Origin of the sequence: Streptomyces sp. RKAG293, from assembly GCF_023701745.1 — a bacterium.
GTDB lineage: Bacteria > Actinomycetota > Actinomycetes > Streptomycetales > Streptomycetaceae > Actinacidiphila.
The window spans coordinates 5,937,437-5,961,695 of sequence record NZ_JAJOZB010000001.1; the positions used below are offsets into that span (position 1 = coordinate 5,937,437).

Below are 24,259 nucleotides of genomic sequence, written 5' to 3' on the forward strand. Positions count from 1 at the left end.
GCGGTGTCGCGCGCCCGTGGTCAGATCTCGAAGACCTCGTTGACCAGGGACTCCTGCTCGGCCTGGTGGCGCTTGGCGGAGCCGACGGCCGGCGACGAGGACGACGGGCGGGACACCCGGCGCAGTCGGTCGGCGTTGTCGGGAGCGGCGCCCAGCACCAGGTCCAGGTGGTCGATCAGGTTCAGCGCGATGAACGGCCACGCACCCTGGTTGGCCGGCTCGTCCTGCGCCCACACGTACTTCTGGGCACCGGTGTACCGCGCCAGCTCGGACTGGATCTCCTTGCCGGGGAGCGGGTAGAGCCGCTCGATCCGGACGATGGCGACCTCGTTCGCGCCCTTGGCCTCACGTGCCGCGATCAGGTCGTAGTAGACCTTGCCGGAGCAGAAGACCACCTTGCGGACGGCGGACGGGCTGACCGTCGTGTCACCGATGACCGGCTGGAACCCGCCCGAGGTGAAGTCCTCGGACCGGGAGTTCGCGGCCTTGAGTCGCAGCATCGACTTCGGGGTGAAGACGATGAGCGGCTTGTGGTGCGGGTTGTGCACCTGCCAGCGCAGCAGGTGGAAGTAGTTCGCCGGCGTGGTGGGGCTGGCGACCGTCATGTTGTTCTGGGCGCACATCGCCAGGAACCGCTCGATGCGGGCCGAGGAGTGGTCCGGGCCCTGTCCCTCGTAGCCGTGCGGCAGCAGCAGGGTGACGCCCGACGTCTGGCCCCACTTCTGCTCGGCGGAGGAGATGAACTCGTCGACGATGGTCTGCGCGCCGTTGACGAAGTCACCGAACTGCGCCTCCCACATCACCAGCGCCTCGGGCCGGGCCAGCGAGTACCCGTACTCGAAGCCCATCGCCGCGTACTCGCTGAGCAGCGAGTCGTAGACGTTGTAACGGGCCTGGTCCTCGGAGAGGTAGAGCAGCGGGGTGTAGTCCTCGCCGGTCTCCCGGTCGACCAGCACCGCGTGCCGCTGGCCGAACGTGCCACGGCGGGAGTCCTGGCCGGCGAGCCGGACCGGGGTGCCCTCCATGAGCAGCGAGCCGACGGCGAGGGTCTCGCCCATCGCCCAGTCGATCGTGCCGTCCTCGACGCTGGCCGCGCGGCGCTGCAGCTGCGGCAGCAGGCGCGGGTGGACGGTGATCCGGTCCGGGATGTTGACCTGGGCGGCGGCGATCCGCTTGATGGTCTCCTGGCTGATCGCCGTGTCCAGCTTGACCGGGAACTCCTGCGTCGGCACCGGCATTTCGGTGGCGACGGGGGTGGAGGCGGCCTCGCGGACCTCGGTGAAGACCTTCTCCAGCTGGCCCTGGTAGTCCTGCAGGGCCTGCTCGGCTTCTTCCAGGGTGATGTCGCCCCGGCCGATGAGGGACTCGGTGTAGAGCTTGCGCACCGAGCGCTTCTTGTCGATCAGGTCGTACATCAGGGGCTGGGTGAACGACGGGTTGTCGGCCTCGTTGTGACCGCGGCGGCGGTAGCAGACCAGGTCGATCACGACGTCCTTGTTGAACGTCTGGCGGAACTCGAAGGCCAGCCGCGCGATGCGGACCACGGCCTCCGGGTCGTCGCCGTTCACGTGGAAGATCGGCGCCTCGATCATGCGGGCGACGTCGGTGCAGTACATCGACGAGCGCGACGCGGCCGGGGCGGCGGTGAAGCCGACCTGGTTGTTGATCACGATGTGCACGGTGCCGCCGGTGCGGTAGCCGCGCAGCTGCGACATGTTCAGCGTCTCCGCGACGACGCCCTGGCCGGCGAAGGCCGCGTCGCCGTGCAGCGCGACCGGCATGACGGTGAAGTCGGTGCCCGCCTTGTTGATGATGTCCTGCTTGGCGCGCGCGATGCCCTCGACGATCGGGTCGACGGCCTCCAGGTGCGAGGGGTTCGCCGCCAGCGAGACGGTGATCTGCTCGCCGTCCAGACCGGTGAAGGTGCCCTGAGCGCCCAGGTGGTACTTGACGTCGCCGGAGCCGTGCATCGACTTCGGGTCGAGGTTGCCCTCGAACTCCCGGAAGATCTGCGCGTACGACTTGCCGACGATGTTGGCCAGCACGTTGAGCCGGCCGCGGTGGGCCATGCCGATGACGACCTCGTCGAGGCGCGACTCGGCGGCCGCGTCGATGACGGCGTCGAGCATCGGAATGACGGACTCGCTGCCTTCCAGCGAGAACCGCTTCTGGCCCACGTACTTGGTCTGCAGGAACGTCTCGAACGCTTCCGCGGCGTTCAGCCGGCGCAGGATCCGGAGCTGCTCGTCACGCTCCAGCTTGCTGTGCGGGCGCTCGATGCGGTCCTGGATCCACTTGCGCTGCTTCGGGTCCTGGATGTGCATGAACTCGACGCCGACGGTGCGGCAGTACGAGTCGCGCAGCACACCGAGGATGTCGCGGAGCTTCATCAGCGACTTGCCGGCGAACCCGCCGACCGCGAACTCGCGCTCCAGGTCCCACAGGGTGAGGCCGTGCTCCAGGACGTCCAGGTCCGGGTGCTTGCGCTGGCGGTACTCCAGCGGGTCGGTGTCGGCCATGACGTGGCCGCGGACCCGGTAGGAGTGGATCAGCTCGAAGACCCGCGCGGCCTTGGTGACGTCGTCGTCGTGCGCGGTGTCGATGTCGGTCCGCCAGCGGACCGGCTCGTACGGGATCCGCAGCGACTCGAAGATGTCGTCGAAGAAGCCGGTCTCGCCGAGCAGCAGCAGGCTCATCTGGCGCAGGAACTCGCCGGACGCCGCACCCTGGATGACCCGGTGGTCGTAGGTGCTGGTCAGCGTCATGACCTTGGAGATGCCGAGCTTGTTCAGGGTGTCCTGCGACGTGCCCTGGAACTCCGCCGGGTAGTCCATCGCGCCGACGCCGAGGATCAGACCCTGTCCGGGCATCAGCCGCGGCACGGAGTGCACGGTGCCGATGCCGCCGGGGTTGGTCAGCGACGCGGTGACGCCGGTGAAGTCGTCCATCGTCAGCTTGTTCGCGCGGGCGCGGCGGACGATGTCCTCGTACGCCTGCCAGAACTCGAAGAAGTTGAGCGTCTCGGCCTTCTTGATGGCCGCGACGACCAGCTGGCGGTCGCCGTTCGGCTTCACCAGGTCGATGGCCAGGCCCAGGTTGACGTGGGCCGGCTTGACCAGCGTCGGCTTGCCGTCCTTCTCCGTGAAGGAGTGGTTCATCGTCGGCATGGCCTTGAGGGCCTGCACCATCGCGTACCCGATGAGGTGCGTGAAGGAGACCTTCCCGCCCCGGGCGCGCTTGAGGTGGTTGTTGATGACGATGCGGTTGTCGAACAGCAGCTTCACGGGAATCGCGCGAACGCTGGTCGCCGTCGGCAGTTCGAGGCTGGCGTTCATGTTCTTCGCGACGGCGGCCGACGGGCCGCGCAGCGTGACGTACTCCGGTCCCTCGGCCGCTGCCGGTTCCGCGGCCTTGGCCGGTGCGGCCGATGCCTTCGCGGGAGCGGCGGCCGGCTTGGCGGGGGCCGGGGTGGTGGCCGCGGGCGTGGCTGCCGCGGCGGCCGGCGCCGGAGCGGCGGCCTTCGCGGCGGCCGGCGCGGCCTGTGGGGCAGGGACAGCAGCCGTGACCGGGGCGGCCTGAGCCGGCGCGGCCGGGGCGGCCACGGACGAACCCGTGTCCGTCCCTGGCTTGTAATCGGCAAAGAAGTCCCACCAGGCTCGGTCTACCGAGTTCGGGTCCTGGAGGTACTGCTGGTAGATCTCATCGACGAGCCACTCGTTGGGGCCGAAGCCCGCGGCAGGGCTCTTGCCCTGACCGTTGGTCTCGATCGATGTGCTCGAGCTATTGGGGGACTGTGGCGACACGGCGGCAACCGCCCTCTTCCGCTTCACAAGATGGTGGACAGCGGGAATAAAGGCTACGCCTACCGGGCCGTTCGGCGCAGGCCCGGGGGTCAGTCGTCGCGTAAGTCACACCGGAAGAGGGGTTTCGGCGCTGTGCATGGCGGGAAATTGGTCCCTCTTAAGGGGTTGTGACGGCGTCCCCCCGTACGAGTACGGCCCGCTGTCCGCCGCACCCGTATTGCCAGCCTATGTCAACGTTGCGCGGGAACCGAACCCGGAAGCGTGACGCGGATCCGGCAGCCACGGGGGGATTCGGCCACCTCGATGTCCCCGCCGTGCAGATCGACCGCCCAGCGGGCGATGGCCAGACCCAGCCCAGTACCGCCGTCGCCGCCGGGGTGGGCGCCCCGGTTGAAGCGGTCGAAGACCCGGTTGCGCTCGGACTCCGGGATGCCGGGACCCTCGTCCCGCACATCCAGGTCCAGGCTCCCGGGCACGGCCCCGCGCCGGGCGCGGACGGTGACCCGGCCGCCGGGCGGGCTGTGCTTCACGGCGTTGTCGACGAGGTTGGCCACCACCTGGTGCAGCCGTTCGGCGTCGGCGTACGCGGTCAGCTCCGGCGGTGAGACGTCCAGGTGCAGATGCACGTCGGCGCGGGGGCGGCTGCGCTGGCCGGCGCGGGCGGCGCCCTCCATGCCCAGGCTGGCCGTCTTCAGCACGGCCGACAGATAGGGCCAGACCTCGAAGGGCTTGGCGTCCAGGTGCACCGCGCCGCTGTCCAGCCGCGACAGGTCCAGCAGCTGGCTGACCAGCTTGCCCAGCCGCTCGGTCTGCTGCAGCGCGGTCCGCATCGTCTCGGGATCGGCCTCGGACACCCCGTCGACGACGTTCTCCAGGACCGCCCGCAGGGCCGCGATGGGCGTCCGGAGCTCATGTGAGACATTCGCCACCAGTTCCTTGCGGTGCTGGTCGACGGCCTCCAGATCGGCCGCCATGCGGTTGAACGTCTCCGCCAGCTCACCGACCTCGTCGCGCCGTACCCGCGCCACCCGGCGGCTGTAGTCGCCCTGGGCCATGGCCCGCGCGACCGCGGTCATCTCCCGCAGCGGCGCCGTCAGGCCGTGCGCCACGAACTGGGTGATCAGCAGACAGGCGATGATCGAGAAGATCGTGATCACCCGCAGCTCGGTGGCGGAGTGGATCGCGACGATCACCAGCAGTGTCGTGATCAGCACCGAGACGACGACCAGCAGCTGCAGGGCCGCCTTGATGGACCGCAGCGGGTCGTAGGGCCTCAGCGCCGCCCACAGGCGCGCCCACAGCCTCATGGGGCCGGGGTCTCCAGCGCGTAGCCGACGCCGTGCACCGTACGGATCCGCTCGGCGCCGATCTTGCGGCGGAGCGCCTTCACATGGCTGTCGACGGTGCGGGTGCCGGACGCGTCGGCCCAGTCCCAGACCTCGGCGAGCAGCTGCTCACGGGAGAGGACGGCGCGCGGCTGCTGGGCCAGGCACACCAGCAGGTCGAATTCGGTCGGGGTCAGGTGCACATCCGTGCCGCGCACCCGGACCCGTCTCTGGGAGTTGTCGATCTCCAGGTCGCCCAGGAGCAGACTGCCGCCGCGCGGGCTGTGCGCGGCTATGTTCGCGCGCTCCACGCGGCGCAGCAGCACGTGCACCCGGGCGGCCAGCTCGCGCATGGAGAACGGCTTGGTCATGTAGTCGTCCGCGCCGACCCCGAGGCCGACGAGCATGTCGGTCTCGTCGTCGCGCGCGGTCAGCATCAGCACCGGCACCGGCCGCTGTGCCTGGACCCGGCGGCAGACCTCCAGGCCGTCGTAGCCCGGCAGCATGACGTCGAGCACCAGCAGATCGGGCTGCCAGGCGATCGCGGTCTCCACCGCGGTGGGTCCGTCGCCCGCCGTGCGTACCTGGAACCCCTCGGCGCGCAGCCTGGCCGCGATGGCGTCGGCGATCGTCGGATCGTCCTCCACCACCAGCACCCGGCGCTGTGCGCCTGGTGTCGTCTGTGTGCTGTCCATTGCCGCCCCACAAGGTCGTCCCGGTTGGCATGCAGCGTACGGGGCGGTCAAGGCGCTCGGCTACGTGGCCCAAAAAGGGCACTCGGCGCCCTTTCCGGGCGTCACGAACGTGATCGCTCAGAGCGAACATCCGTTGGGGAACACCAGGGCCATCAGATGCATTGAGTCCACATAGCTCAACTTGCTTGCTTAGGGAGAGATCATGGCTGCTGTAACCGCATCGTCCGGACCGCTCACCCTGCCCGTGCTGCCACTGGACGACGCTGTGGTGCTGCCCGGCATGGTGGTGCCGCTGGACCTGACCGACACCGAGGTGCGCGCGGCCGTGGAAGCCGCGCAGGCCGCGCACGTCTCAGGAGGTAAGAGCAAGCCGCAGGTGCTGCTTGTTCCACGGATCGACGGCACGTACGCCGCGGTCGGCACGCTCGGCTGGATCGAGCAGGTCGGCCGGCTGCCCGACGGGGACCCGGGCGCGGTCATCCGCGGGGTGACCAGGGTGCGGATCGGGGCCGGCACCACCGGGCCCGGCGCCGCGCTGTGGGTGGAGGCGACCGAGGTCGAGGAGCCGCCGGTCACCGAGGCGCCCGGCGCGGTCGCCGAGCTCGTCAAGGAGTACAAGGCACTGGCCACCAGCTGGCTGCGCAAGCGCGGTGCCTGGCAGGTCGTGGACCGGGTGCAGCAGATCGAGGACGTCTCGCAGCTCGCGGACAACTCCGGCTACTCCTCGTTCCTGACGACCGAGCAGCGGGTGCTGCTGCTGGAGACCAGCGACCCCGTGGAGCGGCTGCGGATCGCCGTCGCCACGCTGCGCGACCACCTCGCGGAGCAGGACGTCGCCGACACCATCCGCAAGGACGTGCAGGAGGGGATGGAGAAGGCGCAGCGCGAGTTCCTGCTCCGCCAGCAGCTGGACGCGGTCCGCAAGGAGCTGTCCGAGCTGAACGGTGAGCCGGAGGACGAGGCCGGTGACTACCGGGCCCGCGTCGAGGCCGCCGATCTGCCGGAGAAGGTCCGCGAGGCCGCGCTCAAGGAGGTCGAGAAGCTGGAGCGCTCCTCCGACGCCTCGCCCGAGGGCAGCTGGATCCGCACCTGGCTGGACACGGTGCTCGAACTGCCGTGGAACACCACCACCGACGACGTGTACGACATCCCGGGCGCCCGCTCGGTGCTCGACGCGGACCACGCGGGCCTCGATGACGTCAAGGAGCGCATCACCGAGTACCTGGCGGTGCGCAAGCGCCGCTCGGACCGTGGTCTGGGCGTCGTGGGCGGCCGTCGCGGCGGCGCCGTGCTGGCGCTCGTCGGCCCTCCCGGGGTCGGCAAGACCTCGCTCGGCGAGTCCGTCGCGAAGGCGATGGGACGGAAGTTCGTCCGGGTCTCGCTCGGCGGCGTCCGGGACGAGGCGGAGATCCGCGGCCACCGGCGCACCTACGTCGGCGCGCTGCCCGGCCGGATCGTCCGGGCCATCAAGGAGGCCGGGTCGATGAACCCGGTGGTGCTGCTCGACGAGATCGACAAGGTCGGCTCCGACTACCGGGGCGACCCGGCGGCGGCACTGCTGGAGGTCCTGGACCCGGCGCAGAACCACACCTTCCGGGACCACTACCTGGAGGTCGAACTGGACCTGAGCGACGTGGTCTTCCTGGCCACCGCCAACGTCCTGGACTCGATCCCCGAGCCGCTGCTCGACCGGATGGAACTGGTCAGGCTGGACGGCTACACCGAGGACGAGAAGGTCACCATCGCCCGTGACCACCTGCTCCCGCGCCAGCTGGAGCGGGCCGGACTCGTCACCGACGAGGTGTCGCTCGACGACTCGGCGCTGCGCAAGCTCGCCGGGGAGTACACCCGCGAGGCGGGCGTGCGCACCCTGGAACGGTCGATCGCCCGCATCCTGCGGAAGATCGCGGCCCGGCACGAACTGGGCGAGCAGAAGCTGCCGTTCACCGTCACCGACGCGGATCTGCGGGCGCTGATCGGGCGGCCGCACCACACCCCGGAGTCGGCGCAGGAGCCGGACGAGCGGCGGACGGCGGTCCCCGGGGTGGCGACCGGCCTGGCCGTGACCGGAGCGGGCGGCGACGTGCTGTTCATCGAGGCGTCGCTGGCCGACCCGGAGACGGGCGGATCGGGGCTGACCCTCACCGGCCAGCTCGGCGACGTGATGAAGGAGTCGGCACAGATCGCGCTCTCCTTCCTGCGCTCGCACGGCGCCGAACTGGAGCTGCCGGTCGGCGACCTGAAGGAGCGCGGTGTGCACATCCACGTGCCCGCCGGCGGCATCCCGAAGGACGGCCCGAGCGCGGGTGTCACGATGACGACGGCGCTCGCCTCGCTCCTGTCGGGGCAGCGGGTCCGCACCGATGTGGCGATGACCGGTGAGGTGTCGCTGACCGGGCGGGTGCTGCCGATCGGCGGCGTCAAGCAGAAGCTGCTGGCCGCGCACCGGGCCGGCATCACCACGGTGATCATCCCGAAGCGCAACGAGCCCGACCTGGACGACGTGCCCGCGGAGATCCTGGAGAAGCTCGAGGTGCACCCGGTCTCCGACGTCCGGCAGGTGCTGAAGCTGGCGCTGGAGCAGTCGGTGGCGGACGACCGGATCCCGGTCGCCGCCTGACCACTGCCGCTCCGGCGGTGCACAGAACAGAACAGTGCACAGAACAGAACAGTGCACGGAACACGGTGCACAGAGCAGGGCGCTCCCCTCCCCCCGTGCGGAGGGGCGGCGCCCTGTTCCGTGTGCCGTGTGGTTCCGCGGGCCGGGCGGTTATCCGTTGGCGAAGGCCTGCAGCCGGTCGTAGGCCCCGTTGAAGCGGTCCTGGTCACCGGGGAAGACGCCGGAGTCGGCGTACTGCCAGATGGTGTGGAAGCCCCAGCCGGCCGGCAGGGTGCCGACGCTGGTGGAGTAGCGCGGGATCCACAGCGGGTCGTCGGCGGCGAAGGCACTGCTGTTGCCGGTGCACTGGGTCCACCAGTTGGTGGAGGAGTAGATCGTCGGGTAACGGCCGGTACGGGCGCGGTACTCGTTGCTGAACGCGGCGATCCAGTTGACCATGCTGCCCGCGCTCAGGCCGTAGCAGGTGGCGCCGTACGGGTTGTACTCGATGTCGAGCGCGCCCGGCAGCGTCTTGCCGTCACCGGACCAGCCGCCGCCGTGGTTGACGAAGTAGTCGGCCTGGGCGGCGCCGCCGGAGTTGTCCGGCAGCGCGAAGTGGTACGCGCCGCGGATCATCCCGACGTTGTACGAGCCGTTGTACTGCTGGGCGAAGTAGGGATTGGTGTACGAGGTGCCCTCGGTGGCCTTGACGTAGGCGAACCGTCCGCCGTTGGACCAGGCCGCGGACCAGTTGACGTTGCCCTGGTAGCCGCTGACGTCCATGCCCGGAGTCTGGGTGACCAGTGGGGTGGCCACGCCTCCGGTGGTGCTGCCGCCCTCGTGGGCGCGGATGGTCGAGCCCATCCAGTCGAGTTCGGGGTGGGTCATCGGGCCGCTGCCGACCGCGCCCGCGGCATTCGGCAGGGTGAATAAGAGGGCGAGCACAGTGCCGAGCAGTCCGGCCGTGAAGGCGGTTCCGGTGCGGAAGAATCCTGATCTGTGCACGGCGGATTGGGCTCCGAAGGACATACGTTCCTCCATGGGGGACGGGGCCTGACGCGCACCATGGCCTTGGGATGGCCATGACAGGATGAAGGTAGGGGCGGAAACTACGCGCGTGGAAGGGTCCCCGGGAACCGCCGTTGGTCTACACCTACGAAATACTTGAGCAGCTGCGGGAACGACGATCGCTGAAAGAAACTTTCAGCCCCCTGAAAGCGGGAGCGCTGTGGACGAGCAGATGGAAGCCCTGGAACGCGAGCTGACGGTGTTCTACCGGCGGGCCCGCGCGTCCTCGGGTGAGATGGCGCGTGAGCTGCACCCGGAACTGGAACCCGCCGCCTACGGGCTCCTGGTCCGGCTCCAGGAGTGCGAGCCCGAGCGTGCCACCGACCTCGCCGCGTACTTCGGCGTCGGCAAGGCCACCATGAGCCGGCAGCTGCGCGCGCTGGAGGTGCTGGGACTCGTCACCCGCGAGCCGGATCCGGCCGACGGCCGCGCCTTCCTGATGCGGATGACGGCCGAGGGCCGCGAGCGCTTCTCCCGCGTGCGCGCCGCCCGGCGCTCCCGCTACCTCCGGCGGCTGGCGGCCTGGGACCGCGCCGAGGTCAGCGAACTGGCCCGGCTGCTGCAGCGGCTGAACGAACTGCAGGGCTCGGAAGACTAGAGCCGTCCGGACGGACGGGAGCGACCCGGCGGGTCAGAGCTCCACGAGCGCGGCCGTCGCGTCGTCGAACGGCTTGCCGCGCGGGACGGCGCGGCCCTCGGGGTCGGCGGCCTCCACGGAGCGCACCCGCCGGATCAGCGTCTGCGGTCCCTCGTCGCGCAGCAGCGCGAAGGTGCCGGCCCAGTCGTCCGTGCGGAAGACCTCGACCAGCCGGGTCGCCCCGTCGCTCAGCGCCGCGAACGCGCGGACGTCGCCGCGCGGGGTGGTGCCGGTGACCGCGCGGGAGACCACCGCCGGATCGGCGGCGGCGGTGAAGAAGCCGCCCTCGGCGTTGCGCAGCGCGGGGACGGCGCGGCCCTCGGCCACCAGCCGGTCGATGCGGTCGTCCAGCACCGGTGTGATCTTGCCGTCGGGGGCTTCGAGGAGCAGCACCGAATCGGAGAGCACGAGATGCTCCACGGTGTCCTGGTTCCACCGGACCGTGACCACGGTGGCCTGCGGTGTGAGCTGGTGATAAAGATCACAGGTGTCGCAGTGTGCGTCCGCCGTACGGGCAATTGCGGACGCCAAACAGTCGGAGAGAGTCATCTCCGGTCGCGAAACGGACAGTTCGAGCAGGGCCCCGCCGAGCCGTGCCACGAACCAGGGCACCGAGTGGATGCAGTCCCCGTTGCCGGGCCGCGGCGTCACGCCGTCCAGCAGAACCAGCACGCCACCGTGCCCGGAAGCGGGCAGGGCCAGCGAAAGGAAGTCCTCGTTGGGGTGGTCGGGGGTGCCGGGCTCGGTGCTGCTATCGATGCGCATGGCTCAATTCTGCCGGAGCACCGTTCGAACCTCTTGGTCCGTACCTGGTGGGACCCGAACCGCGCCCGGTCCGGATCCCATGGCGCCTGACATGGGCGGATGGGATGCGGGCGGGCATCCTGCCAGGGCTCGGGCGGGACGCCAAACCCGTTCCGCGATCACGGATTGAGACGTTCCGCGCCGGACTTGTCCGTCAACTCATGGGTGCGATTCACTCGTTCGGGTGTCGGGGGAGGGGACGCGCGGCCCCGTCTACAACGGGCTGAGAAGGTCGGGCCCATTGACCAGGCGAGACGGGATTGCGAGCTCCGGTGCGAAGACGACGTGAACCGCGCGACGGGGTCGCCCCCGCGGCGGGCAAAGGACGGGTGCGCAGCCGCTTGCTGGCCGCCCTGTTGATCTGTGCTGTCATCGTGCCGGCCGCGGCCGCGCCCGGGGTGGCGGTCGCCGTGCGCGACGTGTCCGACGCGCAGGACGAGGTGACGGGGGCCGAGTTGGCCATCCGGGCGATCTCGCTGTCGCACTCCCTGGCCGACGAACGCGACGACATGGCCGCCTTCGTCGCCGGCGGCCGCTCCACCGCGCCCGGCACCGGCGCCCCCGGGCTCTCCGAATCGCAGCGCAGCCGGGTGGACCGGCAGGCGCAGAGCCTCTCGGCCGACGAGGACACCGGCGCGGAACTGCGCGAAGTGCTGGCGACCCTCCCGCAGATCCGGCAGGAAGCGCTGACCGGCACCGGGACACCGCAGGCCGTCGTCGCCGCGTACGGCCCGCTGCTGGACGCCCTGGGCAGGGTGACGGGTCCGGTGACCGCACCGCTCAGCCGCGCCGCCGCGCTGGCCGCCACCGAACGCGGGCTGCTGGTGAGCGCGCTCACCGGCACCGGCTCCCAGCGGCCGCTGGCCACCGACGCGCAGACCGCCGCGGTCCAGGAGCGGGCCGCGCTCGCCGACTTCCGCGCCACCGCGCCCCAGGACCTCCGCGACCAGTACAGCCAGACCGTCACCGGCGCGGATGTCACCGAGGCCGAGAGCGACCTCCGGCTCCTCACCGACCAGCCGCAGATGACCGGTTCCGACCGGGCGCTCGGCACGGCCGGGGTGAAGTCCGCGCTCACCGCCAGGATCGACCTGATGCGCAGCGTCGAGTCCTCGCTCGCCACCGCCGAGGCCGACGCGGCGGGCGAACGGCGGGACGACGCGGTGACCGCCCTCGAACTGCGGGTCGCCCTCGCCGCGGTGTGCCTGCTGGTCGCCGTCGGCGTCCTCGTCTCCACCGCCCGCTCCCTCACCCGGCCGCTCGCCGCACTGCACCGCTTCGCCAAGGGCGGGTCCGAGGAGGCACGCGTCGTCGGCGACGACGAGTTCGCGACGGTCGCCCGCCGTATCAACGTGCTCGTCACCGAGCTGCGCGCCGTACAGGCCCGCGGCCTCGAACTCGGCGCGGAACAGACCCGGCTGCTCGGCATCCGCGACGCGCTCGCCGCGGAGCGCGACAGCCTGCTGCGCCGGCAGGACGCCGTGAGCGCCGCGCCCGCCGTGAGCGCCAGAACCGGCACCGACCGGACCGGCGGGCCCACCACGTACGTCAACCTGTCGCTGCGCACCCTGGGCCTGGTGGAGCGCCAGCTCGCCCTGATCGAGGGCCTGGAGGAGCGCGAGCAGGACCCGGACCGGCTGGAGACGCTCTTCCGGCTGGACCACCTCGCCACCCGGATGCGCCGCAACAGCGAGAACCTGCTGGTCCTCGCCGGCACCGAGCACAGCCACGGCGGCGCCACCGCCAAGCCCGTGCCGCTGGTCGACGTGGCCCGGGCGGCGATCTCGGAGATAGAGCGTTACGAGCGGGTGCGGATCCAGGTGCTGCCCGCCGGGCAGCTGGCCGGCCACGCGGCCGACGACACCAGCCACCTGGTGGCCGAACTGCTGGACAACGCGACCGCCTTCTCGCCTCCGCAGTCCGAAGTGCAGCTCTCCGGCTGGATGCTGGAGAACGGCGAGGCCATGATCTCCGTCGAGGACCAGGGCATCGGCGCTCCGCCGGAGCGGCTCGCCGAGCTGAACGCGCTGCTCACCGACCCCGAGCCGGCCGCGCCCGGCAACGCGACCGGTATGGGGCTGTACGTCGTGGCCCGGCTCGCCGCCCGCCACGGGATCCGCGTCCAGCTGCGCGAACAGAAGCAGGGCGGCATCGCGGCCGTCGTCATCCTGCCGCGCCGGCTGCTGCCCGCCGCCCGGCCCGACGAGGCTCCGGCCAACCCGGTGGAGGCCGCGATCGCGGAGCCGATGCCGGTGCCGGCGTCGGAGATTCCGGAGCCGGCGGCCGGGAGCCCGGAAGCGGTTCCGGTCGTGGCTGAGGCTTCGGGAGACGCGTCCGTGCAGCACACGGGACCCGAGCGGGACCCGGCCGGGGACCGGCCCACGGGCGGTGTCGTACGGCCGCGGCACACGCCCGACGACGCGCAAGCGGAACCCGCCGCATCCGACGGATCCATCACCGGCAAGGGCCTGCCGCAGCGCGTGCCGCGCAGCAGCGGGCTGACCGGCGAGCCGGCCGCGCGGCGGCCGGAAAGGACCGGGCCGGTGGACGCGGAGGCGCTACGGCGTAAGTTCGGCGGATTGCAGCAAGGACTTCGGGACGGACGACGGGACGCGGAAGAGGAGACCCGGGCGGCAGACCCGGGGAAGGCAGGCCCAACGGGGGGCACAGGCGCAGCTGGAACCATCGAGGAGGCGAGCCGTTGAACGCGGCGAGTACGGATACGAAGGACCTGAGCCATGAAGCCCGGAATCTCCGGTGGTTGCTGAGCAACTTCGTCGAGGAGGTGCCGGGCGTCCACTCGGTCGCCGTGGTCTCCTCCGACGGACTGCTGCTGATCAACTCCGACCCGGATCCGGCGGCAGCGGCGGAACCCGGCGGGCAGCAGCCGCCGGCCGGCCCCGCGGACGCCCGTGCGGACCTGGCCACGGTCGTCTCCGGCCTCGCCTCGCTGACCGACGGCGCGGCGCGCCTGATGGACGGCGGCCGGGTCCGGCAGACCGCGGTCGCGATGGACGAGGGCAGTCTCTTCGTGATGTCGATCAGCGACGGCTCGCTGCTCGGCGTCCACGCCTCCGCCGATTGCGACATGAGCGTCGTGGGGTACCACATGGCCCTCTTCGTCGGCCGGGCCGGACACGTGCTGACCCCGGCGCTCCGCAACGAGCTGCGCCGGTCCCAGGAGGCCGCCGCCTCCGAGAGCGGGGCCCGCTGATGTCCATGTCCCTGCCCCAGCGCGGCCTCGACCGCCGCACCGCCCGGGTCCGCCCGTACGCACTGACCGGCGGACGCACCCGTTTCGGCCATGTGCTGTTCGTCGAGACCTTCGTGGCGAGCATCGACGGCCAGGAGCCGAATTTCGTGCTGACCGCCGGCCGCTGGGCCGAGCGGGTGATGCCGGAGATGCGCGCGATCGTGGAGTTGTGCCGCAGAATGCGGTCGGTGGCCGAGATCTCGGCACTGCTGCGGATGCCGCTCGGCGTCGTCCGCGTACTGCTCAGCGACCTGGCTGATCAGGGGAGGATCCGCGTCTACGGCACCGGGCACGGCCCCGGCAGCCCGGATCGCGCGCTGTTGGAAAGGGTGCTCGGTGGACTTCGCAGGCTTTGAGGAGACCGGCGGCACGCAGGAGTGGCAGACGGAGCGCGGGCGCGCGCCGGTCTCCACCAAGATCGTGGTCGCGGGCGGCTTCGGCGTGGGCAAGACGACCTTCGTCGGCTCGATCTCGGAGATCACGCCGCTCACCACCGAGGCGGTGATGACGCGGGCCAGCGAGTCCGTGGACGACCTGGGCTCGACCCCGGACAAGACGACGACCACCGTCGCGATGGACTTCGGCCGGATCACCCTGGACCAGGACCTCGTGCTGTACGTCTTCGGCACGCCGGGCCAGCAGCGCTTCTGGTTCATGTGGGACGACCTGGTGCGCGGCGCGATCGGCGCGATCGTGCTGGCGGACACCCGGCGGCTGGCCGAGTGCTTCCCCGCGCTCGACTACTTCGAGGGCTGCGGACTCCCGTACACCGTGGCGGTCAACCAGTTCGAGGGCACTCCCGAATACACCGAGCAGGACGTCCGCGAGGCGCTCGCCGTACCGCCGCACATACCGGTGTTGATCTGTGACGCCCGGAAGCGGTATTCGGTAGTGGAGGCACTCATGGCGCTGGTGGCGCACGCCTTGGCCGAACAGCCGCTCTGAGCGATCCGTTCCCGCATTTTTTCACGAAAGCCGGACCTTCATCATGCGCAAGATACTCATCGTCGGAGCCGGTCAGGCCGGGCTCCAACTGGCCCTGGGTCTGCAGGGCCGTGGCTATGAAGTCACCCTCATGTCCAACCGCACGGCCGACGAGATACGCGACGGCCGGGTGATGTCCACCCAGTGCATGTTCGACACCGCGCTGCGGCACGAGCGCGATCTGGGCATCAACTTCTGGGAGGAGCAGGCGCCGCGCATCGAGGGTCTCGGTGTCTCGGTCGCGGCCCCGGACGCGTCGCGTCCCATCGACTGGGTCGGCCGCCTGGACGGCTACGCGCAGTCCGTCGACCAGCGGGTGAAGATGGCCGGCTGGATGGAGACCTTCGCCGAGCGCGGCGGCAAGCTCGTCATCCACGGTGTCGCGGTCTCCGACCTCGATTACTTCTCGCGCGCCTACGACCTGGTGCTGGTCGCCGCGGGCAAGGGCGAGCTGGTCTCCATGTTCCGCCGCGACGCGTCCCGTTCGCCCTACGAGGCCCCGCAGCGCGCACTGGCGGTCGCGTACGTGCACGGTCTCGGCCCGCGCCCCGAGCACCCCGACTTCCTGGCGGTGCGCTGCAACCTGGTGCCGGGCGTCGGCGAACTCTTCGTCATGCCGACCCTCACCACCTCGGGTCCCGCCGACATCCTCTTCTGGGAGGGCGTCCCCGGCGGTCCCCTCGACGTCTTCCAGGGCGTCAAGGACCCCGAGGAGCACCTGCGCCTCACCCTCGACCTGATGCGGCAGTTCACCCCGTGGGAGTACGACCGGGCCCGCTCGGTGGAACTCACCGACGCGAACGGCACTCTCGCCGGCCGGTACGCGCCGACGGTGCGGCAGGGCGTCGCCGAACTGCCGTCGGGCGGTCTCGTCCTCGGCGTCGCCGATGTCGTGGTCGCGAACGACCCCATCACCGGGCAGGGCTCCAACAGCGCCGCCAAGTGCGCCGCGTCCTATCTGGAGAGCATCACGGAGCGCGGCGACCAGCCCTTCGACGGCGCGTGGATGCAGTCCGCCTTCGACCGGTACTGGCGGATCGCCGAGCCGGTCACCAAGTGGACGAACGCGATGCTCGCGCCGCCGCCCGAGCACGTTCTCCAGCTGATCGGCGCCGCGGGCGGGCTGCAGCCCGTCGCGGACCGCTTCGCCAACGGGTTCAACGACCCGGCCGACTACGAGCAGTGGTTCTTCGACCCGGAGCTGGCCGCGGCCTACCTCGGCGAGGTCCAGGCCGGACAGGCCGCGCAGCCCGCGCAGCCCGCGCAGAGCGCGCAGAGCGCGTAACGCGGCGGGGCCGGGCGGGCTCGTGACACGAGCCCGCCCGGCCCCGGAGTTTTCCCGCTACCCCTAGCCGACGTTGTTGCCCTGGTCGGATCCGCCGCCGTCGATCGGCGTTCTGGCGTCCGCCTTGGGGACGGCCGGCGGGACGTAGTTCTTCATCGGGCCCTGCGCGGAGTCGGGCCGGACCGCCCCCAGGATCGGGTTGGCGGCGATGGGCGAGACCTTCACGACGGAGCCGGGGCGCGGCGCCTGGATGACGAGACCGTCGCCGATGTAGATGGCGACATGCGTGGCGCCCGGGAAGTAGATGACGAGGTCACCGGGGCGCAGCAGGCTCAACGGCACCTTGGGCAGCTGCGCCCACTGCTCCTGGCTGGTGCGCGGGATCGCCCTCCCGGCGTGCAGCCAGGCCTGCGACGTGAGGCCCGAGCAGTCGTACGCGTCCGGCCCTTCGGCGCCCCAGACATACGGCTTGCTGAGCTGCAGGAACGCATAGCCGACCGCACGGTTGCCGGCCTCGGACGGCGTCCGGCTGCCCGCACCGAGGGCCTTGGAGTCCAGGAAGTCGCTCTGGGCCTGGTTGATGCCCTGCTCCTCGAGCTTCTGGAGCTCGTCGAGCTGAACGCCTGTCAGACCCGCGATGATCGTCTCGACGCGCTTGAGGTGCTCCTCGACCTGGACCTTCGCGGCGCCCTGCTGGGTCTGCAGCAGCTGCGCCTGGCCGAGCGCGCTCTGGGCGCCGGCGTTCAGCACCGCGATCCGCGCCTCGCCGGTCTTCAGCTGCTCCAGGACGTCGGCCTCGCTCCCGGCGGCCCGCTGCAGCAGGTGCTTCTGGGAGAAGAGCTGCTGCGGGTCGTCGCCGACCAGGAGGTTGAGGTACGGCGAGACTCCGCCGTCCTGGTACTGCCGGCGGGCGAGCATCCCGATCTGGTCGCGGGCCTCGGCGACCGCGACCCGCTGGTCGGCCAGCTGCTTGTCCAGCAGAACGGCCGTGGTCCGCTGCTTGGCGGCGGCTTCCTTGGCCTTGTTGAAGGCCTCGGTCGCCTGCTCGGTCTGCAGATAGAGCGTCTGGAGCTGGGTCAGCAGCTGGGGCAGCGGCTGTGACGGGGGGTCATGGGGCGCGGCGGCCGCTTGCTGGGCGGGGAGCGAGAGTGCGGCGGCCGCGAGGAGCGCACCGCATATCACCGCTCGATGGATCCACCCACGGTTCCGTCGGGCCACTGACATCCCCTCACCTTCGGTTGCACAGAGGTGATCACCTGCTGCGCCAAGATCCTGTCACGGATTGTCGTATCTTCGACAGTGGGAATAGGCGATTCCGCTCAATCCGGTCACCCCCGCGGGTGCCTTCCCCTCGCCTGCTCAGCCCATCGGCAGGGCCGTCACCGTGTTTCCGTTCTGGACGAACAGGACGCTACCCCGGGCGGCGAGCCGTATGCCGGTGGCGGCGCCGGTCCCCGCTCCCGGAACCCGGTAGCTCCACACCGCCTTGCGGGTGCGGAGGTCGAACGCCGCGACGCACGGCCGGCCGCCGGCGGTGGGTGCGTGCAGCACCCCGCCGTGCACCACCGGCGCGCACTGCGTGCCCAGCGGTGTCGCGGGGCCGCTCTCCCACAGCGGGCCGCCGGTGCGGGCGTCGAGGGCGAGGACGCCCGCGGCGGACCCGGTGGCGTACAGGACGCCGTCGGCGATCACCGGATCGCTGTACGTCCGGTCACGGGGAGCGTGCCGCCAGGCGACGGTGCCGTCGTCCAGCGCGACCGCGGTGACCCCGCCGCCCGCCACGTAGGCGCGCGGACCGGCGACCGCCGGGCGGCCGTTGCCGGTGCCCCGCAGGGCGCGCGTCCACTGCCGTTCGCCGGTCCGCCGGTCGAGGGAGGTCAGGGCGTCGCCGTCGCAGTACAGCAACCGGTCTCCGGGCAGCACCGCCGTCGGCGCCTCGGAGGGGATGTGCCCGGCGGTGGCCCGCCACAGTTCGCGGCGGTCCTTGAGGTCGTAGGCGAGCAGCAGAGCGGCGTAGTCGTCGTCGAGCGGGCTGCCCTGGGACGCCGTCAGGTACAGCGCGCCGCCGTCGGAGGCCAGCAGCGCGTCCTGGGCGAACCGCAGACCGGCCGCGGGCTCCAGGGTCCAGCGGACCCGGCCCTTGGCGGCCGGGTCGACCGCGCGCGGCGCCGCGGCGCCCACGGTGTAGGCCACGTCCGCCAGCAGTCCGTCGCCGGTGGGCACCGGAGCGCCGTCGGGTTCGAAGCCGCCGGCGGTCCACAGCGGGCGCCCGGTGCGGGTGTCGAGGCCGATCAGGCCGTCGTAGCCCTTGAGGACGAGGAGGGTGTCGCTCACCGCCACCGGCGCGACGTCCACCAGTTCGGGCCCGTCGTACGTCCACAGCGGGGGCGGCGCGCTGCCGGGCGGGCGGGATCGCCTGGGGCGGGGCTGCGAGGACGGGCTGCCGGAGGGGGAGGGGCCGGCGTCCCCGCGGGGGCCGCCGGGGGCGTTGCGCAGCCAGGTGATCCCGGCCGCGCTCGCCATCGCGGCACCGCCGAAGGACACCGTCAGCAGAGCCCGGCGCGACATCCCGGCGGGCTGGTCCGACATGCGTGCGTGCCCCCTCCGGCCTGGACCTGTCGACGGAGACTACGACCGCCCCCGGCCGGAATCCAGTCCGGCCGGGGGCGGTGCGTGGTTACTTCTGGTTGCTCCTGATTGATCTCAGCTTCCGAAGTACGAGCGGAAATTGTTGGAGAACTCCCAGTTGCTGTACTTGTCCCAGTTCACCGACCAGGTCATCAGGCCGCGCAGCGCCGGCCAGGTGCCGTGGGTGGAGTAGCTGCCGCAGTTCGTCTTCCTGGTGAGGCAGTCCAGTGCCTTGTTCACCTCGGCCGGGGCGGTGTAGCCGTTGCCGGCGTTGGTGCTCGCGGGCAGGCCGATGGCGATCTGGGAGGGCGCCAGCGGCGGGAACATGTTGGCGGTGTTGCCCGCGACGGGGAAGCCGGTGAGCAGCATGTCGGTCATGGCGATGTGGAAGTCCGCGCCGCCCATGGAGTGGTACTGGTTGTCCAGGCCCATGATCGAGCCCGAGTTGTAGTCCTGGACGTGCAGCAGGGTCAGATCGCCGCGCATCGCGTAGATCACCGGCAGATAGGCGCCCGCGCGCGGGTCCTGGCCGCCCCACGGGCCGGACCCGTAGTACTGGTAGCCGAGCTGGACGAAGAAGGTCTCCGGGGCCATCGTCAGGACGAAGCCGCTGCCGTACTTGGCCTTGAGGGTCTTCAGCGCGGATATCAGGTTCACCACGACCGGTGTCGTCGGGTTCTTGAAGTCGGTGTCGCCGGTGTTGAGGGAGAGCGAGTGGCCCTCGAAGTCGATGTCGAGGCCGTTGAGCCCCCACTTGTCGATGATCGCGCTCACCGAGGAGACGAAGGTGTCGCGGGCCGCCGCGGTGGTCAGCTGCACCTGGCCGTTCTGGCCGCCGATGGAGATGACGACCTTCTTGCCCTGGGCCTGCTTGGCCTGGATGGCGGCCTTGAACTCGGCGTCGGACTCGACGCCGGCGCACTCGGTCGCGGGGCAGCGGTTGAAGCGGATGTCCCCGGAGGTGACGGAGGTCGGCTCACCGAAGGCGAGGTCGATGACGTTCCAGGTGCTGGGAACGTCGGCCATGCGCGTGTAGCCCGCCCCGTTGGCGAAGCTCGCGTGCAGATAGCCGACCAGCGCGTGGGTGGGCAGTCCGCCGGAGGGCGGCGGGGTGGTGGGCGGCGTGGTGGGAGGGGTCGTCGGCGGCGTGGTGGGGGGCGTCGTCGGCGGGGTGGTCGGCGGTGTCGTGGGCGGGTTGGTCGGGCCGCCGGGCCCGCTGAGCGAGGCGTCGTCGGCGTAGTAGACCGGCTGGCCGTACCAGCCGTGCAGATAGACCGTGGCGCTGGTCTGGCTCGCGCCGGTCGTGAAGTTGACGCTCAGCTGCTGGTACGCGCCGCCGGTGCCCGGCGTCCAGGTGCTGGTGCCGCCGTCCACGCCGATGTACACGTACGAGCCCTTGACCTGGGCGGAGAAGGTGTAGGCGGTGTTCGGCGCGACGGCGACGGTCTGCTTGCACTGGGCGGTGTCGCTCGCGCCGGGGGTGCCGGCGAGCGCGTAACTCCCGCTCTTGGCCTGGCCGGTGACGGCCTTGGCGCTCGCGTCGCAGGTCCAGCCGGACAGGGATCCGGTCTCGAAGCCGCCGTTGGTCAGGAACTCACCGGCGGAGGCGGAGGGGGCGAGCGCGACCAGGCCGCCGAGGGTGGCCGCGCAGGCCAGGGTGGCTGCGCCGGCGATGGCGGATCGCGACCGGCCGCGGAAGGGGGATGTGAGCACGGGGGGATGCTCCTTCTGCTTCAAGGAGTGCGCATGACGCAGTGCGCATGACAAGGCGCAGCAAACAGGTCTGGACCAATCCTGTCAATGGTCTGAACCAACACCCGTGCGACGTCCGGTGGCCACCGCGCCCCCGCGCGGCCGTCACCTGCCGTTGTGCCGTCAATCCCCGGGCGGACGCGTCCCCTTGTTCCGTACGCTCTTCGACCACGGCCACTTCAGCCGGGTGTCCGGCACGGTCCCTTCGGGGTCGTACACGAAGACCCACCGGGTCTGCCGCGCCGCGCGCGGGCCGGGGCTCGGCTCGCGGTGGTACACGTGCACCACGGGCTTGCCCCCGTCGGCGTCCGGCACCGGCACGGTGTACACCTTCGGCGGCTGTCCGGTCGCCCCGACCAGGACGCCCATCAGGCGCCCGTCCAGCGGGCCGCCGACGAACTCCGTGTTCTCGCTTCTCACGCGCCCAGCATCCCACGGCCGTCGTCGTCGGGGAGCAGATGCGCGACGGCCTCCACGATCGGGGCAAGCCGCCGGGCCAGTTCACCGGCCGGGCTGTCCGGGGTCTCCAGGGCCAGCGCCGCCGCGGCGATCCCGGCGGTCTCCGGGTCGGTCGTCGCGGTGATCACCAGCAGACCGGTGAGATGGTCGACGAGCCAGCCGCGCAGCTCCGGCAGCGGCGGCTGCTTGCCCTCGTCCAGCCAGGTCAGCGACACCGCCTCCACCGAGGCGATCCAGGAGCGGACCATCATCGCCAGCCGCGGGCCCGGATCCGGCGCCCCCAGGTGCAGCAGCACCTGCTCGGCCGCGCTCCGCCGCACCCCGTCGACGATCGCGCCCGTCCGGCTGGTCTCGGCGACGCTGCCGCCGCGCAGCAGTGCCGAGTAGGCGGCGTCGTGCTCGTCGACGAACGAGAGATAACGGTCCAGGGCGTGCGCCAGCCGCTGCGTCGGTGCGCCCTGTGACGGTTCGACGAAGCATTTCCGCAGCTCATCGGCGGCATTGTGCATCGCGGCCTCGTACAACTGCTGTTTGCCACCGGGGAAGTACCGGTAGACCAGCGGCCGTGACACCCCGGCGGCGGCCGCGACGTCGTCGACCGACACGTCCTCGGGGCGGTGGTGCCCGAAGAGGTCCACCGCTGCCGCGAGCAACTGCGTGCGGCGTTGCTCGACGCTGAGTCGGCGGTATGCGGGCGCCGCGCTGCCGTTCATGGGCGCAGCCTAACCGGTGGGGCCCGGCGCGGGTCCGGTGACGGCCGCGCGCCAGACCGTAACGGGTCGTTCAGGCGAGCAGGCCCGAGGCGCGCCACAGCCGGCGGCCGGGGCCGCGCAGCACATCGATCTCCTCCAGGAACTCGACGAGCCGCTTCGAGGACTGCAGCATGACGTCCCGGCGGTGGCCGCTGGCCCGCACCTGCTCCATGGCGTAGGCCGGATTGAGCCCGACGGCCTCGTACACCTTCGGGCTGACCAGCGAGCCCGCCACGATCCTCGCGGTCTCCCCGGAGGTCAGCCGGGTGAGCTCGCGCTCCCAGCGCGGGGCGGTGGCCATCTGGCGGGTCAGCTCCTCACGGGCGTACCGCACGTGCCGGGCCTCCTCGATCACATGGATGCGGGTCACCCCGCGCACCAGCGGCTGGACGCGCTCGTCCGGGAAGGTCAGCCGCTGCATCCAGTCGAGGATCTCCTCGACGAGCAGCGTCCCGGTGAAGGCGCCGGGCGTCGTCGAGTACGTCTTCAGGATCCGGCCGAGGTGCAGATGGAGCTTGCGCGGCCGGTAGACCGGGGTGCCGGACTTCTTGACCAGCCGGCCGAACATCATCGAGTGCCGGCACTCGTCGGCGACCTCGGTCAGCGCGTACCGGACGTGCTGGCTGGTCGGGTCGAGGGCGTAGATGTGCCGGGCGAGCAGCTGCATCAGGATGATCTCGAACCAGATGCCCATCGAGGCGATGCTCGCGCCCTCATGCCGGCTCAGCTCGATCCGCTGCTCCTGCGACATGTGCTTCCACAGCGGGGTGTCGTAGAGGGAGCACAGCTCCGGGGGCCAGAACCACTTGCCGTCCTCGAACGGGGCGTCCCAGTCCAGCTCGGTGTCGGGGTCGAAGGAGTGCTTGGCGGAGGCGTCGAGCAGCCGCTCCGCGACCTTCTCGCGCTCCGTGATTTTGGTCATGATGGGGGCCATACGCTTATGAGACTGCGTGTCAGCAAGGACGTCAATCCCTCGCGCAGAACTTGTTGACCCGGCGGTAACCGGCGTGTGAGTCTGCCAACGACCGCCAACGACAGCACGGCCAACGACCGGACCCCGTAACGCATTTCGGGCGAGCCACGAGGAGGCGTCAGTGTCGACGCACGAGCTCTACACGACAGCACCGACCGAAGCTCTCTGGGAGGTCACGGCGAGCGGCGCGGCCCGCTTCTCCTGGGAGTACGACGACGGGCGCGACCGGCTGCTGGCCCTCTACCAGAAGGGCAAGGACAAGCAGTGGGACGCCGTCCGGCGGATCGACTGGGACCTGGAGGTCGATCCCTACGACCCGCTCGGCGTCCCGGACGAGGCGCTCACCGTCTACGGGACCCGTTACTGGGACAAGATGGACGAACAGAACAAGAAGGACCTGCGACGGCACTACGCGTCCTGGCAGTTCAGCCAGTTCCTGCACGGTGAACAGGGCGCCATGGTCTGCGCGGCCCGCATCGTCGAATCCGTCCCCGATCTGGACGCCAAGTTCTACTCCGCGACCCAGACCATGGACGAGGCCCGGCACGCCGAGATATACGCCCGGTTCCTGCAGGAAAAGGTCGGGATGCTGTATCCGATCAATGACTCCCTGCAGGGACTGCTCGGCGACACCCTGCGCGATTCCCGCTGGGACATGCCCTATCTCGGAATGCAGGTCCTCATCGAAGGACTCGCCCTCGCCGCGTTCGGCATGCTCCGCGACACCACGGACAAACCGCTGCCCAAGCAGATCCTGGCCTACATCATGCAGGACGAGGCCCGGCACGTCGCTTTCGGGCGGATGGCACTGCGGGACTACTACCAGCAGCTCAGCGAAGGTGAACTCCGGGAGCGCGAGGAATTCGTCATCGAGGGCTGCTATCTGATGCGCGACCGGCTGCGCGGGGTCGAGGTGCTGGAGAACTTCGGAATTCCGCGAAAGGACGCCGAGGAACTCAGCGAGAACTCCGAGTACCTGCACCTGTTCCGGAAGCTGCTCTTCAGCCGGATCGTGCCCTGCGTGAAGGACATCGGTCTGTGGGGCCCCCGGCTGCAACAGGCCTATGTCGATATGGGCGTCTTCGACATGGGCGACTCCAATCTCGATCTGCTCATGGCCGAGGACGAGGAGATCGCCGAGAAGCTCGACGCCGAACGCTTCGCCGCCGAGGAGTCGGCCCGCGTCGCGGAGGTCGCCGACGCGATCACCCTCGGCTCGGGAACGGAGACCGGCTGAATCCC

At 70.8% G+C, this 24,259-nt stretch carries 19 protein-coding genes; 8 read left to right on the plus strand and 11 right to left on the minus strand.

The annotated features are described in order from the left end of the window. Positions 1-20: 20 nt before the first annotated feature. From LNW72_RS26660 to LNW72_RS26670, 3 genes are all read right to left on the minus strand, one after another. Complete coding sequence (locus LNW72_RS26660) at positions 21-3,803, minus strand: multifunctional oxoglutarate decarboxylase/oxoglutarate dehydrogenase thiamine pyrophosphate-binding subunit/dihydrolipoyllysine-residue succinyltransferase subunit (RefSeq protein WP_250977669.1); 3,783 nt, start codon at positions 3,801-3,803, stop codon at positions 21-23. 230 nt (positions 3,804-4,033) lie between these two features. Then, entirely contained in the window at positions 4,034-5,110 is a 1,077-nt protein-coding gene (locus LNW72_RS26665) for an ATP-binding protein (protein WP_250977670.1), read from the minus strand. After that, the gene (locus LNW72_RS26670) at positions 5,107-5,823 is read right to left on the minus strand and encodes a response regulator transcription factor (RefSeq protein WP_250977671.1); all 717 of its coding nucleotides are present in this window, start codon (positions 5,821-5,823) and stop codon (positions 5,107-5,109) included. Before LNW72_RS26670 ends, LNW72_RS26665 begins: the two co-directional genes overlap by 4 nt. A 202-nt stretch (positions 5,824-6,025) precedes the next feature. Between LNW72_RS26670 and lon the strand changes: the two genes are divergently transcribed. Beyond that, positions 6,026-8,443: an endopeptidase La gene (gene lon / locus LNW72_RS26675; protein ID WP_250977672.1), complete on the plus strand. Its 2,418-nt coding sequence runs from the start codon at positions 6,026-6,028 to the stop codon at positions 8,441-8,443. Between the two features lie 150 nt (positions 8,444-8,593). Here the strand turns inward: lon and LNW72_RS26680 are convergent, their stop codons facing one another. Then, positions 8,594-9,451: a lysozyme gene (locus LNW72_RS26680; protein WP_250977673.1), complete on the minus strand. Its 858-nt coding sequence runs from the start codon at positions 9,449-9,451 to the stop codon at positions 8,594-8,596. A 211-nt stretch (positions 9,452-9,662) separates the two neighbouring features. Between LNW72_RS26680 and LNW72_RS26685 the strand changes: the two genes are divergently transcribed. Continuing rightward, a complete protein-coding gene (locus LNW72_RS26685) occupies positions 9,663-10,088 on the plus strand; it encodes a MarR family transcriptional regulator (protein ID WP_250980326.1) in 426 nt (141 codons plus the stop codon). Between the two features lie 33 nt (positions 10,089-10,121). On the opposite strand, the gene LNW72_RS26690 is transcribed toward LNW72_RS26685, so the two are convergent. Continuing rightward, on the minus strand, positions 10,122-10,892 hold the full coding sequence (locus LNW72_RS26690; protein WP_250977674.1) for a hypothetical protein: 771 nt from the start codon (positions 10,890-10,892) through the stop codon (positions 10,122-10,124). 368 nt (positions 10,893-11,260) lie between these two features. Between LNW72_RS26690 and LNW72_RS26695 the strand changes: the two genes are divergently transcribed. From LNW72_RS26695 to LNW72_RS26715, 5 genes are read left to right on the plus strand one after another with little or no spacing between them, the layout of a single operon-like run. Further along, a complete protein-coding gene (locus tag LNW72_RS26695; protein ID WP_250977675.1) occupies positions 11,261-13,636 on the plus strand; it encodes a nitrate- and nitrite sensing domain-containing protein in 2,376 nt (791 codons plus the stop codon). After that, the gene (locus tag LNW72_RS26700; protein WP_250977676.1) at positions 13,633-14,145 is read left to right on the plus strand and encodes a roadblock/LC7 domain-containing protein; all 513 of its coding nucleotides are present in this window, start codon (positions 13,633-13,635) and stop codon (positions 14,143-14,145) included. The genes LNW72_RS26695 and LNW72_RS26700 overlap by 4 nt, the downstream gene beginning before the upstream one ends. After that, positions 14,145-14,540, plus strand: a complete 396-nt coding sequence (locus tag LNW72_RS26705) for a DUF742 domain-containing protein (RefSeq protein WP_138350879.1) — start codon at positions 14,145-14,147, stop codon at positions 14,538-14,540. Before LNW72_RS26700 ends, LNW72_RS26705 begins: the two co-directional genes overlap by 1 nt. Next, positions 14,521-15,129 carry an ATP/GTP-binding protein gene (locus LNW72_RS26710; RefSeq protein ID WP_138350878.1) on the plus strand — a complete coding sequence of 203 codons (609 nt, stop codon included), beginning with the start codon at positions 14,521-14,523 and terminating at the stop codon, positions 15,127-15,129. The genes LNW72_RS26705 and LNW72_RS26710 overlap by 20 nt, the downstream gene beginning before the upstream one ends. A 43-nt stretch (positions 15,130-15,172) precedes the next feature. After that, on the plus strand, positions 15,173-16,453 hold the full coding sequence (locus tag LNW72_RS26715; RefSeq protein WP_250977677.1) for a styrene monooxygenase/indole monooxygenase family protein: 1,281 nt from the start codon (positions 15,173-15,175) through the stop codon (positions 16,451-16,453). Positions 16,454-16,516: 63 nt separating this feature from the next. Here LNW72_RS26715 and LNW72_RS26720 read toward each other — a convergent pair whose 3' ends face one another. The 6 genes from LNW72_RS26720 to LNW72_RS26745 form a co-directional block, all read right to left on the minus strand. Then, positions 16,517-17,635: a C40 family peptidase gene (locus LNW72_RS26720; protein WP_250977678.1), complete on the minus strand. Its 1,119-nt coding sequence runs from the start codon at positions 17,633-17,635 to the stop codon at positions 16,517-16,519. A gap of 177 nt (positions 17,636-17,812) precedes the next feature. Beyond that, positions 17,813-19,042 carry a PQQ-binding-like beta-propeller repeat protein gene (locus tag LNW72_RS26725; RefSeq protein WP_250977679.1) on the minus strand — a complete coding sequence of 410 codons (1,230 nt, stop codon included), beginning with the start codon at positions 19,040-19,042 and terminating at the stop codon, positions 17,813-17,815. Between the two features lie 114 nt (positions 19,043-19,156). Beyond that, positions 19,157-20,794 carry a chitinase gene (locus tag LNW72_RS26730; protein WP_374117332.1) on the minus strand — a complete coding sequence of 546 codons (1,638 nt, stop codon included), beginning with the start codon at positions 20,792-20,794 and terminating at the stop codon, positions 19,157-19,159. A gap of 162 nt (positions 20,795-20,956) precedes the next feature. Next, complete coding sequence (locus LNW72_RS26735; RefSeq protein ID WP_138350875.1) at positions 20,957-21,253, minus strand: hypothetical protein; 297 nt, start codon at positions 21,251-21,253, stop codon at positions 20,957-20,959. Next, a complete protein-coding gene (locus LNW72_RS26740; RefSeq protein WP_250977680.1) occupies positions 21,250-22,005 on the minus strand; it encodes a TetR/AcrR family transcriptional regulator in 756 nt (251 codons plus the stop codon). Before LNW72_RS26740 ends, LNW72_RS26735 begins: the two co-directional genes overlap by 4 nt. Positions 22,006-22,075: 70 nt before the next feature. Continuing rightward, complete coding sequence (locus LNW72_RS26745; RefSeq protein ID WP_250977681.1) at positions 22,076-22,966, minus strand: diiron oxygenase; 891 nt, start codon at positions 22,964-22,966, stop codon at positions 22,076-22,078. Positions 22,967-23,138: 172 nt separating this feature from the next. Here LNW72_RS26745 and LNW72_RS26750 point away from each other — a divergent pair, with 172 nt between their 5' ends. Further along, positions 23,139-24,254 carry a ferritin-like domain-containing protein gene (locus tag LNW72_RS26750; RefSeq protein ID WP_250977682.1) on the plus strand — a complete coding sequence of 372 codons (1,116 nt, stop codon included), beginning with the start codon at positions 23,139-23,141 and terminating at the stop codon, positions 24,252-24,254. Positions 24,255-24,259 lie beyond the last annotated feature (5 nt).

Excerpts from the sequence above, each read along its gene's own strand:
- LNW72_RS26665 (WP_250977670.1), bottom strand. The coding sequence starts at position 5,110 with ATGAGGCTGTGGGCGCGCCTGTGGGCGGCGCTGAGGCCCTACGACCCG.
- LNW72_RS26670 (WP_250977671.1), bottom strand. The coding sequence starts at position 5,823 with ATGGACAGCACACAGACGACACCAGGCGCACAGCGCCGGGTGCTGGTG.
- lon (WP_250977672.1), top strand. The coding sequence starts at position 6,026 with ATGGCTGCTGTAACCGCATCGTCCGGACCGCTCACCCTGCCCGTGCTG.
- LNW72_RS26680 (WP_250977673.1), bottom strand. The coding sequence starts at position 9,451 with ATGTCCTTCGGAGCCCAATCCGCCGTGCACAGATCAGGATTCTTCCGC.
- LNW72_RS26685 (WP_250980326.1), top strand. The coding sequence starts at position 9,663 with ATGGAAGCCCTGGAACGCGAGCTGACGGTGTTCTACCGGCGGGCCCGC.
- LNW72_RS26690 (WP_250977674.1), bottom strand. The coding sequence starts at position 10,892 with ATGCGCATCGATAGCAGCACCGAGCCCGGCACCCCCGACCACCCCAAC.
- LNW72_RS26705 (WP_138350879.1), top strand. The coding sequence starts at position 14,145 with ATGTCCATGTCCCTGCCCCAGCGCGGCCTCGACCGCCGCACCGCCCGG.
- LNW72_RS26715 (WP_250977677.1), top strand. The coding sequence starts at position 15,173 with ATGCGCAAGATACTCATCGTCGGAGCCGGTCAGGCCGGGCTCCAACTG.
- LNW72_RS26725 (WP_250977679.1), bottom strand. The coding sequence starts at position 19,042 with ATGTCGGACCAGCCCGCCGGGATGTCGCGCCGGGCTCTGCTGACGGTG.
- LNW72_RS26740 (WP_250977680.1), bottom strand. The coding sequence starts at position 22,005 with ATGAACGGCAGCGCGGCGCCCGCATACCGCCGACTCAGCGTCGAGCAA.
- LNW72_RS26745 (WP_250977681.1), bottom strand. The coding sequence starts at position 22,966 with ATGACCAAAATCACGGAGCGCGAGAAGGTCGCGGAGCGGCTGCTCGAC.